Here is a 13,179-nt window from a genome sequence, read left to right on the forward strand (position 1 = left end):
GCGCTGCCCGCCGAGTCGGCCGCGGAGGCCGCGCCGGGCTGGAAGGCGAGCGCGAGGAGCGCGGCGACGGCGCCGCCCGCCACGAGCGCCGTGGCGGATCTGCGGGGGGTGGATTTGCGGGGGGTGGGTCTGTGGGAGGTTGAGGTCTTGGTCAACGCTGGACTCCTTCTGCGTGGCCGCGCGGTCGCGCGGTCCTGGGTGACCTGGACGGGGGGTGACCGTCCGGGCAGAGCGGCAGAACGCAGTACAAGCGGTGCGGGTGGAGAAGCCGGAGCGCGGCAACCCTGTGAGTCAGCTGTGGGCCGGCTGCGCGGCGGCTGTGAGGAAGAGTGACAGTTGAGACCTGTACATGTCAGGACCGCGTCGGGAGATTGACCGGAAACAGTCCGGTGGGTGAAGTGCCGTGTCCGGTATGCGTCCGGTGCGCTGTCCCGGATCCGGCGCACCCGCGATGTCACACTTCAGGCGGCGACGCCCTCTGAGGAGTGACCGCGAAACATGGAGGACTCATGACCGCAGAGCGGGACGGCGTCGCCCAGGACGCCCCGACACAGGTCTTCGCCGACCACCGGGAGCTGCTGTTCTCCGTCGTCTACAACATGCTCGGCAGCGTCGCCGACACCGAGGACGTCCTCCAGGACACCTGGCTGTCCTGGGCCGCCCGCAGCGGGGACACGGCCGCCGAGGAGATCACCAACCCGCGCGGGTACCTCGTCCGGATCGCCGTCAACGCCGCGCTGGCCCGGCGGGCGGAGATCCACCGCCGCCGCGAGACGTACGTGGGGCCCTGGCTGCCCGAGCCGCTGCTCACCGACGCGCCCGCGACCGGGTCCCGGCACCGGCCGGCCGACCCGGCGGAACCGGCGCTGCGCGCCGAGTCGGTGTCGATGGCGCTGCTCGTCGTCCTGGAGACCCTCACCCCGCTGGAGCGGGCGGTCTTCGTGCTGCACGAGGTGTTCGGCTACCCCCACACCGAGATCGCCCAGATCCTCGACCGCTCACCGGCGGCGGTACGGCAACTGGCCCGTCGCGCCTGCGGGCACGTACGGGCGCGACGCCCGCGCTACCGCGCCGACTCGGGGTTGCAGCGGCGGGCCACCGAGCGGTTCCTGGCCGCCGCGCTCGGCGGTGACCTGGAGGCGCTCATGGAGATCCTGGCGCCGGACGTCACCCTGTGGACCGACGGCGGGGGCAAGGGCCGCAGTGCCGCGCTGCGTCCGCTGCACGGCCGCGACAAGGTGGCCCGCGCGATCGCCGGATCCGTGGCCCACCGGGTGCCGGACGGCATCGACGTCCGCTACCGCACGGTCAACGGCGACCCGTCGGCGGTGCTGCTCAGCGACGACGCCCCGTTCGCCGTCATGGTCGTCGACCTCACCGCCGACGGCGACCAGGTCGCGGGCGTCTACGCGGTCACCAACCCCGACAAACTGACGCATGTCACGGGGGACACGGCGGACGCGGCGGACGCTGCCCCGGACCCCGGGCCGGGCCCGGGGCCGGTCACCCCTCGAACCTCGAAGAACCGAGCACGACCTGGTGACCGGTGATCGTGAGGTCCACCCCCGAGGACGTGGAACGGGCGGCGGTGAAACCGGTGTTCTGCGGCAGAGAGACCCGCCACGCGTAGTCCCGGTTGCCCTCTCCGGCGGCCTTTCCGGCGCCGATGGCAGGCGCGAGAAAGGTGATCTCGTCGCCCTGCGCCAGCAGGCTCCCCACCGTGTCGACCTTCCGGCCGTCCCACGTCCCGCTGACCCGGATGCGCGCCTCCTGCCCGTACCCCCAGTCCAGGTGTCCGGCCGAGCCCCCCTGGCAGCAGCCGTGCGCCGCATGCTAACCGCCGGGCCGGAACCGGGACCGCGCCGCCCCCCGCCCGCTCGGGCCGCCCGCCCGTATGTCACACTCCGCGCCGCCACCCCCTCTTGAACAGCGACAGAGCGCTCACGAGAGGGGAACGCACATGAACATCGTCGTCTTCGGGGCCAACGGCCCCACCGGACGCCAGGTCGTGGCGCAGGCCACGGCCGAGGGCCACGCGGTCACCGCCGTCACCCGCAGGCCCGACGGCTTTCCGCCGCACGGCCCGCTCGTCGAGATCGTCGGCGCCGACGTCCACGACCCCGCCGCCGTCGAGGCCGCGGTGGCCGGCCACGACGCGGTGATCTCGACGCTCGGGGTGCCCTTCGGCCGGGCCCCCGTCACCGTGTACTCGACCGGTGCCACGCACATCACGCAGGCGATGGTCAAACACGGCGTCTCCCGACTCGCCTGCGTGACCTCCACATCCGTCGGCGGCGCCGAACTGCCCGGCGAGGGGTTCTTCTTCCGCAAGGTCCTGGAGCCGTTCATCGTGCGTTTCGTCGGGCGCACGGTGTACGAGGACATGCGGCGCGCCGAGGAGATCGTGCGCGGCAGCGACCGCGCCTGGACGATCCTTCGCCCGGCAGGTCTCTTCGACACGGACACCGTCAGCGACTACCGGATGGCGGCGGGCCCGCGCCTGCCAGGACGGTTCACCTCCCGCGCCGATCTCGCCAACGCGCTGCTGCGCCAGGTGACCGACGGGCGCGACATACGCGAGGTCGTCGAGGTCCGCACCGTGGAGGGCGTCCCGAGCCTCCTCGACATCATCCGCAAGGAAGCGTTCGGCCGCGGCACGAAGTGAGCGCGCGCCCCGGCCGGTGGCCCGGGCGGCCCAACCCGCCGAAGCCCCGCCGGGACGGCCGGGGCCGGTCGCGGGGCCGGCAGCAGCGGTCGGTGGCAGCGGTCGGTCGCATCGGCCGGTCGTAGGTCGTAGGGGGGGCGGCCGCAGGGGTCGGCCGGTCGCTGGGGTCGGCCCCAGGCGCCCGCGTCGGGCCCCTGGTTCAGCCCGAGCCCACCACGCTCTCCCGCCACGCCTTGTGCAGCCGAGCGAACGTGCCCGTGCCCGCGACGAGTCGGCCGGGCGGGCCGTCCTCCACCACCCGGCCGTGCTCCATCACCAGGACCCGGTCGGCGATCTCGACCGTGGACAGGCGGTGCGCGATGACCACCGCCGTGCGTCCGCGCAGCACCGTGTCCATCGCCCGCTGCACCGCGCGCTCGCCCGGAATGTCGAGCGAACTGGTCGCCTCGTCGAGGATCAGCACCGCCGGGTCCGCGAGCAGCGCACGCGCGAACGCGACCAACTGCCGCTGGCCCGCCGAGATCCGACCGCCGCGCTTGCGCACGTCCGTGTCGTAGCCGTCGGGCAGCGCGGCGATGAAGTCGTGCGCCCCGATCGCCTTCGCGGCCCGCTCGATCTCGGCGCGGGTCGCGTCAGGGCGGCCGATCGCGATGTTCTCGGCGACCGTCCCGGAGAACAGGAACGCCTCCTGCGTCACCATCACCACGGCGCGGCGCAGCTCGGCGGTGGCGAGGTCGCGCAGGTCGACGCCGTCGAGCAGGACCCGGCCGTGCGTGGGGTCGTAGAACCGCGCCAGCAGCTTGGCCAGGGTCGACTTGCCCGCGCCCGTCGTACCGACCACCGCCACCGTCTGCCCGGCGGGCAGCGTCAGGTCGAACCGCGGCAGCACCTCACCGCCCGTGCGGTAGCCGAACGCCACGTCCGCGAACTGAACGGCGCGGCCCGGCCGTCCGGCCTCCGCCCGGGGCAGCGGGCGCGGCGCCGCGGGCTCCGGCACGGACGGCACCTGCCCGAGCAGCCCCGCGATCTTCTTCAGGGACGCGGCCGCCGACCCGTACGCGTTCAGGAACATCGCGAGCCGGTCGATCGGGTCGTACAGGCGCCGCACGAACAGCACCGCCGCCGCGAGAACCCCGAGCGCGAGGGTCCCGTCCGCCACCCGGTACGCGCCCCACAGCACCATCCCGGCCACCGCCGTGTTGGCGATCAGACGGGAGCCGACGACATACCGCGCCATCTCCAGCAGCGCCGAACCGTTGGCCCGCTCGTGGCGGTGGTTGAGCGCCGCGAACGCGGCGTCGTTGACCCGCTCGCGGCGGAACGCGCGGACCGGGCGGATGCCGTTCAGCGTCTCCGCGAACTTCACGACGACCGCGGCGATCGCCGTCGAGCGCTCCCCGTACGCGCGCGCCGCGCGCCGCCGGTAGGAGCGGATCAGCACATACAGCGGCACGGCCGACAGGGCGGCGACCGAACCGATCTCCAGGTCGAGCCAGAGCAGCGTCGCCGTGATGTACACGGAGGCCAGGACGACCGTGACCAGCTCCTGCAACCCTTCGCCGAGCAGCTCCCGCAACGACTCCACGTCCGTCGTGGACCGCGAGATGACCCGGCCCGACGTGTACCGGTCGTGGAAGTCGACGCTGAGCGCCTGCGCGTGCCGGAAGATACGGCCGCGCAGGTCGAGCAGGGCGTTCTGGCTGACCCGGGCCGAGTAGTGCACGTACGCGTACTGGAAGGCGGCGGAACCGCAGGCCGCCAGCAGGAACGCGATCCCCACCGCGACGAGCGGCCCGTACGTGTGTGTCCGCAGCGCCGGTACGGCGCTGTCGATCGCGTACGCCACGATCAGCGGGCCCGACTGCACCGCCGCCTGCTGCAACAGCAGGGCGAGGACGGTGAGCGCGAGCTCGCGGCGGTGCGGGGCGAGCAAGGAGCGCAGCAAGGTGCTCGTCGCGCCCTTGGCCGTGGGCAGGTCGTCGCGGTCGAACGGGTCGCCCGACGCGTGCTGTCGGACCGTTTCCGTCTCGGTGCCGCCGGGACCGCCCGCCCCGCTCCTGCCGTCGCCACGGCCCGGTTGTGTGTCCGCCGTCGTCGTCATCCTCGCGCCGCCTCCCCGGGCGCCGCCGTGCCGCCCGACATCAGATACCGGTACTCCGCGTTGGTCCGCAGCAGCTCCTGGTGCGTGCCCACCGCCGCGATGCGCCCCTCGGAGAGCAGCGCCACCCGGTCGGCCAGCTGCACCGTCGACGGCCGGTGCGCCACCACCAGGGCGGTGCTGTCGGCGAGAACCCGGCGCAGCGCCGCCTCCACCGCCGCCTCCGTGTGCACGTCGAGCGCGGACAGCGGGTCGTCCAGGACCAGGAAGCGCGGCTCGCCCACCACCGAGCGGGCCAGCGCGAGCCGCTGCCGCTGCCCGCCGGACAGGCTCAGGCCCTGCTCGCCCACCTGCGTGCCGACGCCGTCCGGCAGCCCGTCGACGAAGTCGGCGCGCGCGACGTCGAGCGCCCGCGCGACCTGCTCAGGAGTGGCGCCCTCGGCGCCCATCAGCACGTTCTCGGCGACCGACGCGGAGAACAGGGTGGGTTCCTCGAACGCCATCGACACCAGCGCGCGCAGCTCGTCGCGCGGCATCGTCATGATGTCCCGGCCGTCCAGCGTGATCCGCCCCGCCGTCACGTCGTACAGGCGCGGCACGAGCGCGGTCAGCGTGGTCTTGCCGCTGCCGGTCGCCCCGACGAGCGCCATCGTCTCGCCGGGGCGTACATGCAGGTCCACGCGGTGCAGCGTCGGCGCCGACCCCGCGGGCGCGTCCGGGTACCGGAACTCCACCCCCTCGAACCGCAGCCCGCCGCCCCCGGCCCCGGCCCCGGGCCCCTCGCCGCCCACCGCGGACGCCCGCGCCACCTCCGTCGACTCGGGTTCCGCGTCCATCACCTCGAAGTACCGCCGGGTCGCCGTCGCCGCCTCCTGGCTCATCGCCAGCAGGAACCCGATCGACTCGATGGGCCAGCGCAGCGCCAGCGCCGTCGACAGGAACGCGATCAGCGTGCCCGCCGACAGCGCGCCGTCCGCCACCCGCACCGTGCCGACGACCAGGGCCGCGCCCAGGGCCGCCTCCGGCAGCAGCGTGATCACCGCCAGGATGCCCGCGAGCAGCCGCGCCTTCGTCAGCTCGGTTCCGCGCAGGGTGTGCGACAGCTCCCGGAAGGCGCGGGCCTGGCTGCGGTGGCGGCCGAAACCCTTGATGATCCGGATGCCGAGCACCGACTCCTCGACGACCGTGGTCAGATCGCCGACCTGGTCCTGCGCCCGGCGTGACACCCGCGCGTACGCGTCCTCGAACCGGTAGCAGACCGCGATCAGCGGCACCGCGGGGGCGAGCAGCACCAGGCCGAGCCCCCAGTCCTGCGAGAGCAGCAGGATCAGGCCGACGACGATCGTCACGCCGTTGACGATCAGGAACGTCAGCGGGAAGGCCAGGAACATCCGGACCACCATCAGGTCCGTCGTCCCCCGGGACAGCAGCTGGCCGGAGGGCCACCGGTCGTGGAACGCCACGGGCAGTCGCTGTAGATGCCGGTACAGGTCGGCGCGCAGGGCCGCCTCCACACTCGCCAGGGGACGGGCCACCAGCCAGCGGCGGAAGCCGAACAGGAGGGCCTCGGCGACGCCGAGGCCGAGCAGGGCCAGCGCGCCGAGCCAGACGCCCTTCGGGTTCCGGTCGGCCACCGGGCCGTCCACGATCCACTTCAGGACCAGCGGGAAGACCAGGCCGAGGCACGACGCGACCACCGCCGTGACCGCCGCCGCGGTCCAGCGGACACGGACAGGGCGTACGTAGGGCCACAGCCGCAGCAGGGTCCGGGTGGCTGACGGTTGCGCGGGGGTGCTCGGTCGGTCCATTACGCCGAGATTACGGTCCGCCACTGACAGCGCCCACCGAGTTTCGCCGCCGCGGGCTCGCACCGCCGGTCGTAGCCCCCATCAACCGATCGGCTGATGGCGGCTCTGGCGGCTCGGGCGATGTCCGCGACCGGGCCCGCCCGACACGCTTGAACCATGACCACCACCACCGCACCGCTCATCGAAGTCGACGGGCTGCGCAAGGCGTACGCCGGGCGGGCCGTCGTCGACGAGGTCTCCTTCGGCGTGGCAGAAGGAGAGATCTTCGGGATCCTCGGGCCCAACGGGGCCGGCAAGACCACCACCGTCGAGTGCGTCGAAGGGCTCAGGAAGCCCGACGCGGGACGGGTCCGCGTGGCCGGGCTCGACCCCGTACGCGATCACGCCCGCCTCACCGGGCTGCTCGGCGCCCAGCTCCAGGAGAGCGAGGTGCAGCCGAAGCTCACCGTCAAGGAGGCCCTTGAGCTGTACTCGGCGTTCTACCCGGACCCGCTCGACTGGCGGCCGCTCGCCGAACGGCTGCGCCTGGAAGACAAGCTCGGCACCCGGTTCGCCAAACTCAGCGGCGGGCAGAAGCAGCGGCTCTTCATCGCGCTCGCGCTCGTCGGGAACCCGCGCGTCGTCGTGCTCGACGAGCTGACCACCGGGCTCGACCCGCGCGCCCGCCGCGACACCTGGCAGCTCATCGAGGACGTGCGCGACAGCGGCGTGACCGTCCTGCTCGTCACGCACTTCATGGAGGAGGCGCAGCGGCTCTGCGACCGGATCGCCGTGATCGACCAGGGGCGGATCGCGGCGCTCGACACCCCGGCCGGGCTGATCAGCCGGGCCGCCGGGGCGACCGTCGTGACGTTCGTGCCGTCCGGGCCCGTCGACGAGCGGGAACTCGCCGAGCTGCCCGGCGTTGCCTCCGTCGAGCACCGGGCCGACGGCCGGATCACGCTGACCGGCGGCGACGAGACCGTCGACGCGCTCCTGACCCTGCTCGCCCGGCACCACGTCACGGCCCACCAACTCCGCGTATCCGACGCCACCTTGGACGACGCCTTCCTCGACCTGACGGGAGCCGGTCAGTCATGAGCACCGCCACCACCGACACCACACCCACCGACACCACGCCCACCGCCGTCAGCGCGCGCGCCGCGCAGGGTCCGCGCGCCCGCTCGGCCGTCCTGCGCTCGGAGTTCCGGCTCTTCCGCCGCGAGCCGGGCGCGCTGTTCGGCGTGCTCGTCTTCCCGCCGGGGCTCCTCGCGATCCTCGGTTCCGTCCCGGCCTTCCGCGACACCGACCCCGACCTGGGCGGCCTGCGGCTCATCGACGCGTACGTCCCCGTGACCGTGCTGCTCCCGATGATCGTGGCGGGCCTGCAGGCGATGCCGCCGGTCCTCGCCGGATACCGGGAGCGCGGCATCCTGCGCCGCATGTCCACCACCCCCGTACGGCCGTCGGCGCTCCTCGGCGCCCAGATGGGCATCAACGGCGCCGCCGCGTTCTGCTCCGCGCTGATCTCGCTCGCCGTGGGGCGGCTCGCCTTCGACGTGACGCTGCCGCGCCAGGCCGTCGGCTACCTGCTGGCCCTGGTCCTCACGGTCGTCGTCGCGCTCTCCCTCGGCGCGCTGGTCTCCGCCCGCGCCCGCACCTCGAAGATCGCCAACGCGATCGGCTCGGCGGTCTTCTTCCCCAGCATGTTCTGCGCCGGGGTGTGGCTGCCGGTGCAGTCGATGCCGACGACGCTCGCCGACATCGTCCAGTGCACGCCGTTCGGCGCCGCCGCGCAGGCCCTCTCGCAGGCCGCCGCGGGCGACTGGCCCGCCTGGTCGCACCTGGGCGTCCTGGCCGCGTGGGCCGTCGTCCTGACCGGCGCGGCGGCGCGCTGGTTCCGCTGGGAATGACGGGGGAGTGATCCGATGAGCGCCGCCGCGGCGATGCAGACTGAGGGCATGACCACGCGAACCGGCCCCACCACCGGCTCAGGTACCGGCCCCGGCACGAGCACCGGCGCCGTCGACCGGGCCGCGGCGGACGCCGCGTCGTCCCTGGAGGACCGACGCGGCACCTTCCACCGTTACGCGCCGTACGCGCTGCTCGGCATCGGTTTCGTGCTCTCCGTCGCCACGTACGACGTCATCGGCATGGACCGCAGGGGCCTGTACGCACTGCTCGGCCTCACCGCCGCCGCGCTCGTCCTGCAACTGTGGTGGACCAGGACCGAACGGCGCAGCCCGGGGCCGACCGTCGCGAGCGTCCTCGTCTACTGGATCCGCTGGGCGCTGTCGTTCGGCCTCGCCTGGATCAACCCGTTCTACGCGTTCTTCGCCGCCACCGGCTACTTCGACGCCGACCGGCTGCTTCCGCGCCGCCTGCAGCGCGCCGGGCAGCTCGCGTCGGCCGTGGTCATGGCCGGTTCCCAGGCCGGTGGCTGGCCGCCGCGCGGCGCGGTCGGCTGGGCGGTCTTCGGCGGGCTCATCGCCGTCAACATGACCCTGGTCATCGCCGTCGGGCACCTCCAGGCCCAGGAGGACGCCCGCGCCCGCGAGCAGGCCCGCACCATCCAGGATCTCGCCGAGACCAACGCGGCCCTCCAGGCCGCCATGGACGAGAACGCCGCCCTGCACGCCCAACTCCTCGTCCAGGCACGCGAGGCGGGCGTCGCCGACGAGCGGCGGCGGCTCGCCGCCGAGATCCACGACACCATCGCGCAGGGGCTGACCGGCATCATCGCCCAGCTCCAGGTCGTCGCGGGCGCGCCCACCCTCCAGGTGGCCCGCGAGCATCTCGACCGCGCCAGCGACCTGGCCCGGCACAGCCTCGGCGAGGCCCGCCGCTCGGTGCACAACCTGGCGCCCGCCGCGCTCGCCGACGCGACGCTGGCCGACGCGCTGAAGAAGACCGTCGCCGAGTGGTCGGCCCGCACCGGGGTGCGTGCCGAGTTCACGGTCACCGGCACCGCGGAGCCGCTGCACGACGAGATCGAGGCGACGCTGCTGCGCATCGCCGAGGAGGCGCTGTCCAACGCGGCCCGGCACGCCGCCGCCACCCGGCTCGGCGTCACGCTCTCCTTCATGGCGGGCGAGGTGACCCTCGACGTGCGCGACGACGGCCGCGGCTTCGACCCGTACGCCGTGTCCTCGCGCTCCTCGCGCACGGCCCGCTCCGGCAACGGCGGCTTCGGCCTCGACGGCATGCGGGCGCGCGCCGAGCGGGTCGCGGGCGATGTGACGGTCGAGTCGGAGCCGGGCGGCGGCACCGCGGTCTCGGCTCGCGTACCGTTGGTCCGCCATGACCGATGAGCCCACCATCTCCCTGCTGATCGTCGACGACCATCCCGTCGTACGGGACGGCCTGCGCGGCATGTTCGAATCCGCGCGGGGCTTCACGGTCCTCGGCGAGGCCGCGAGCGGCGTCGAGGCCGTCACCCGGGTCGCCGAACTCGACCCGGACGTCGTCCTGATGGACCTGCGCATGCCGGGCGGCGGCGGGGTCGACGCCATCCGGGAGCTGGCCCGCCGCGGTGCCCGTGCGCGCGTGCTCGTCCTGACGACGTACGACACGGACTCCGACACGCTCCCCGCGATCGAGGCGGGCGCCACGGGCTACCTCCTCAAGGACGCCCCTCGTGAGGAACTGTTCACGGCCGTCCGCGCCGCCGCCGAGGGCCGCACGGTCCTGTCGCCCGCGGTCGCCTCCCGTCTCGTCACGGCGGTACGCACGCCCGCCGCCCCGGCCGACGAGACGCTCTCCTCACGCGAGCGCGAGGTTCTCGTGCTGGTCGCCCGGGGCACGTCGAACAAGGAGATCGCGCGCGAGCTGTTCATCAGCGAGGCCACGGTCAAGACGCACCTCACCCATGTCTACGGCAAGTTGGGCGTCAAGGACCGCGCGGCGGCGGTGGCGGTGGCGTACGACCGCAAGATCCTCGGGTAGCCGGGGCGCACGCGGGCGCGGGGATCTCGCCGTGCGCGGGCGGGGTCTGCCTTCGCATACTGGGGACATGAGCGGATACGACAGCACCACGGAATCCAGCACCCCGCGCGCCCCCGCAGTGTGGCCCACGCTCCAGGCGAACGACGCGCACGCACTGATCGACTTCCTCGTCGACACCGTCGGTTTCCTGCGCACGGCCGTCCACGAGGACGGTGGCCGTGTCGCCCACGCCCAGCTGGACTGGCCCGAGGGCGGCGGCGTCATGCTCGGCTCGTACAAGCCGGAGACGGGGGCCGGCACCTGGTCCGTGCCACCGGGCACGTTCGGCGCGTACGTCGTCACCGCCGAGGTCGACGCGCTGTACGAGCGGCTCGTCGGCGCCGGCGTGAAGATCCTGCGCGAGATCACCGACGAGTCCTACGGGAACCGGGATTTCGCGATCCTGGACCCCGAGGGCAACAAGTGGTCGTTCGGCACCTACCCGGGCGAGCCGCGGCCTACGGCCTGACCTTCAACAGCAGCACGGTCCGCCCCGGCACGACGATCTCCGCGCCCGCCGCGTGGGGTGTGCCGGGCGCCGTGCCCTGACGCTCCTCACCGGTGTCCACGACCACCTCGTACGCGCTCGCCCACGGCGGCCCCGGCAGCACGAACGGCTCCGGCTCCGCCCCCGCGTGCAGCACCGCGAGGAAGCTGTCGTCGGTCACGGGCTCGCCGCGGGCGTCACGGCCGGGGATGTCGCGGCCCGAGAGGTACATGCCCAGCGTGGCGGCGGGCGCGTACCAGTCGTGCTCGGTCATCTCGGTGCCGCGCGCGGTGAACCAGGCCACATCGCGCAGCCCGTCACCGTCGGCCGCGTGCGCGCTCCCGGAGAAGAACGCGCGGCGACGCAGCACGGGATGGGCGTGGCGCAGCGCGACGAGGCGGGCGGTGAGGTCGAACTGGTCCCGCCACACCGGGTCGTCGAGCAGGCCCCAGTCCACCCAGCCGACCTCGTTGTCCTGGCAGTAGGCGTTGTTGTTGCCGCCCTGCGTGCGCCCGAACTCGTCCCCCGCGACCAGCATCGGCACGCCGGTGGACAGGAGCAGCGTCGTCAGCAGGTTGCGCAGCTGCCGTCGGCGCAGGGCACGCACGTCCGGGTCGTCGGTCTCGCCCTCGGCGCCGCAGTTCCAGGAGCGGTTGTCGTCGGTGCCGTCCCGATTGCCCTCGCCGTTGGCCTCGTTGTGCTTGCGCTCGTACGTCACCAGGTCGCGCAGCGTGAAACCGTCGTGCGCCGTGACGTGGTTGACCGAGGCGTACGGGCGGCGACCGCCCCACCCGTAGAGGTCGCTCGACCCGGAGAGCCGGTAGCCCAGGTCCCGTACGTCCGGCAGCGCGCCGCGCCAGAAGTCCCGTACGGCGTCCCGGTAGCGGTCGTTCCACTCCGTCCACAGCGGCGGGAAGGCCCCGACCTGGTAGCCGCCCGAGCCGACGTCCCACGGTTCGGCGATCAGTTTCACGCGGCGCAGGACCGGGTCCTGGGCGATCACCGCGAGGAACGGGGAGAGCATGTCCGGCCTGTCCCCGTCCGGCGCGGAGTGCGTGGAGCGGGTGAGCGCCGCCGCGAGGTCGAAGCGGAAGCCGTCGACGCCCATCTCCGTGACCCAGTAGCGCAGCGAGTCCGTGATGAGGCGCAGCACCTGTGGCTGGACGACGTGCAGGGTGTTGCCGCAGCCTGTGTAGTCGGCGTAGCGGCGGGCGTCGGGGCCCAGTCGGTAGTAGCCGCGGTTGTCGATGCCCTTGAGGGAGAGGGTGGGGCCGAACTCGCCCGCCTCGGCGGTGTGGTTGTAGACGACGTCGAGGATCACCTCGATGCCCGCGTCGTGCAGTGCGCGCACCATCGCCTTGAACTCGCCGACCTGCTGCCCGGCGGTGCCGGTCGCCGCGTACGCCGCGTGCGGGGCGAAGTAGCCGACGGAGTTGTACCCCCAGTGGTTGCGCAGGCCGCGCCGCAGCAGATGGTCCTCGTGCGCGAACTGGTGCACCGGCAGCAGCTCGACCGCCGTCACGCCGAGCCGTACCAGGTGCTCGACGGCGGCCGGGTGGGCCAGCCCGGCGTAGGTCCCCCGCAGCCGCTCCGGAATCCGGGGGTGCCGCCGGGTGAATCCCCGTACGTGCAGTTCGTAGATGACGGAGTCCGCCCAGGGCGTCTTCGGCCGCCGGTCGTCCGTCCAGGCGTCGCCGGGCGCGTCGTCGTGCACGACCACCGCCTTGGGGACGTACGGCGCCGAGTCCCGGTCGTCGCGCACCGTGTCGGCGACCCGCTGGTCCGGCCAGTCGCGTACGTGGCCGTAGACCTGGGGCGGCAGCGCGCCGTAGTCGTTGCCGTCGCCCGCGTCCACCGCGCGGGCGTACGGGTCGAGGAGCAGCTTGGCCGGGTTCCACCGGGCGCCGGTCCACGGGTCCCAGCGGCCGTGCACCCGGAACCCGTACCGCTGGCCCGGCCGCACCCCCGGCACGAACCCGTGCCAGATCTCGTGCGTCAACTCGGTCAGCCGGGCCCGCCGTTCCCGCCCCTCCGTGTCGAACAGGCACAACTCCACCGCCTCGGCGCCGCCCGCCCACAGCGCGAAGTTGGTGCCGGCCTCGCCGTCGGGCCCGACCCGGTACCGGGCGCCCAGCGGGTTGGGCGAGCCCGGCCGGAG

General features: G+C 73.6%; 11 protein-coding genes. 7 read left to right on the top strand and 4 right to left on the bottom strand.

The window, feature by feature from the left end:
• The first annotated feature begins 509 nt into the window (after nucleotides 1–509).
• A complete protein-coding gene (gene sigJ, locus OFY01_RS09320; RefSeq protein ID WP_266598168.1) occupies nucleotides 510–1,550 on the top strand; it encodes an RNA polymerase sigma factor SigJ in 1,041 nt (346 codons plus the stop codon).
• On the opposite strand, the gene OFY01_RS09325 is transcribed toward sigJ, so the two are convergent.
• Entirely contained in the window at nucleotides 1,504–1,719 is a 216-nt protein-coding gene (locus tag OFY01_RS09325; RefSeq protein WP_266598170.1) for a hypothetical protein, read from the bottom strand. The two genes, sigJ and OFY01_RS09325, sit on opposite strands and share 47 nt — an antisense overlap.
• 241 nt (nucleotides 1,720–1,960) lie before the next feature.
• Here OFY01_RS09325 and OFY01_RS09330 point away from each other — a divergent pair, with 241 nt between their 5' ends.
• On the top strand, nucleotides 1,961–2,665 hold the full coding sequence (locus tag OFY01_RS09330; protein ID WP_266598172.1) for an NAD(P)-dependent oxidoreductase: 705 nt from the start codon (nucleotides 1,961–1,963) through the stop codon (nucleotides 2,663–2,665).
• Nucleotides 2,666–2,864: 199 nt separating this feature from the next.
• Here the strand turns inward: OFY01_RS09330 and OFY01_RS09335 are convergent, their stop codons facing one another.
• The gene (locus OFY01_RS09335) at nucleotides 2,865–4,766 is read right to left on the bottom strand and encodes an ABC transporter ATP-binding protein (protein WP_266598174.1); all 1,902 of its coding nucleotides are present in this window, start codon (nucleotides 4,764–4,766) and stop codon (nucleotides 2,865–2,867) included.
• Complete coding sequence (locus OFY01_RS09340) at nucleotides 4,763–6,571, bottom strand: ABC transporter ATP-binding protein (protein ID WP_266598176.1); 1,809 nt, start codon at nucleotides 6,569–6,571, stop codon at nucleotides 4,763–4,765. The genes OFY01_RS09335 and OFY01_RS09340 overlap by 4 nt, the downstream gene beginning before the upstream one ends.
• 156 nt (nucleotides 6,572–6,727) lie before the next feature.
• Between OFY01_RS09340 and OFY01_RS09345 the strand changes: the two genes are divergently transcribed.
• From OFY01_RS09345 to OFY01_RS09365, 5 genes are all read left to right on the top strand, one after another.
• Entirely contained in the window at nucleotides 6,728–7,651 is a 924-nt protein-coding gene (locus tag OFY01_RS09345) for an ABC transporter ATP-binding protein (RefSeq protein ID WP_266598178.1), read from the top strand.
• Complete coding sequence (locus tag OFY01_RS09350) at nucleotides 7,648–8,463, top strand: ABC transporter permease (protein ID WP_266598180.1); 816 nt, start codon at nucleotides 7,648–7,650, stop codon at nucleotides 8,461–8,463. The genes OFY01_RS09345 and OFY01_RS09350 overlap by 4 nt, the downstream gene beginning before the upstream one ends.
• Nucleotides 8,464–8,511: 48 nt before the next feature.
• Nucleotides 8,512–9,861, top strand: a complete 1,350-nt coding sequence (locus OFY01_RS09355; RefSeq protein WP_266598182.1) for a sensor histidine kinase — start codon at nucleotides 8,512–8,514, stop codon at nucleotides 9,859–9,861.
• The gene (locus OFY01_RS09360; RefSeq protein ID WP_266598184.1) at nucleotides 9,851–10,495 is read left to right on the top strand and encodes a response regulator; all 645 of its coding nucleotides are present in this window, start codon (nucleotides 9,851–9,853) and stop codon (nucleotides 10,493–10,495) included. The genes OFY01_RS09355 and OFY01_RS09360 overlap by 11 nt, the downstream gene beginning before the upstream one ends.
• A 67-nt stretch (nucleotides 10,496–10,562) precedes the next feature.
• Nucleotides 10,563–11,003, top strand: a complete 441-nt coding sequence (locus OFY01_RS09365; RefSeq protein WP_266598186.1) for a VOC family protein — start codon at nucleotides 10,563–10,565, stop codon at nucleotides 11,001–11,003.
• Here OFY01_RS09365 and glgX read toward each other — a convergent pair.
• On the bottom strand, nucleotides 10,993–13,179 hold a 2,187-nt coding region (gene glgX / locus OFY01_RS09370), incomplete at its 5' end, for a glycogen debranching protein GlgX (protein WP_266598188.1). The two genes, OFY01_RS09365 and glgX, sit on opposite strands and share 11 nt — an antisense overlap.

This window comes from Streptomyces beihaiensis, assembly GCF_026274175.1.
Lineage (GTDB): Bacteria > Actinomycetota > Actinomycetes > Streptomycetales > Streptomycetaceae > Streptomyces > Streptomyces beihaiensis.

Excerpts from the sequence above, each read along its gene's own strand:
- sigJ (WP_266598168.1), top strand. The coding sequence starts at position 510 with ATGACCGCAGAGCGGGACGGCGTCGCCCAGGACGCCCCGACACAGGTC.
- OFY01_RS09330 (WP_266598172.1), top strand. The coding sequence starts at position 1,961 with ATGAACATCGTCGTCTTCGGGGCCAACGGCCCCACCGGACGCCAGGTC.
- OFY01_RS09335 (WP_266598174.1), bottom strand. The coding sequence starts at position 4,766 with ATGACGACGACGGCGGACACACAACCGGGCCGTGGCGACGGCAGGAGC.
- OFY01_RS09340 (WP_266598176.1), bottom strand. The coding sequence starts at position 6,571 with ATGGACCGACCGAGCACCCCCGCGCAACCGTCAGCCACCCGGACCCTG.
- OFY01_RS09345 (WP_266598178.1), top strand. The coding sequence starts at position 6,728 with ATGACCACCACCACCGCACCGCTCATCGAAGTCGACGGGCTGCGCAAG.
- OFY01_RS09350 (WP_266598180.1), top strand. The coding sequence starts at position 7,648 with ATGAGCACCGCCACCACCGACACCACACCCACCGACACCACGCCCACC.
- OFY01_RS09355 (WP_266598182.1), top strand. The coding sequence starts at position 8,512 with ATGACCACGCGAACCGGCCCCACCACCGGCTCAGGTACCGGCCCCGGC.
- OFY01_RS09360 (WP_266598184.1), top strand. The coding sequence starts at position 9,851 with ATGACCGATGAGCCCACCATCTCCCTGCTGATCGTCGACGACCATCCC.
- OFY01_RS09365 (WP_266598186.1), top strand. The coding sequence starts at position 10,563 with ATGAGCGGATACGACAGCACCACGGAATCCAGCACCCCGCGCGCCCCC.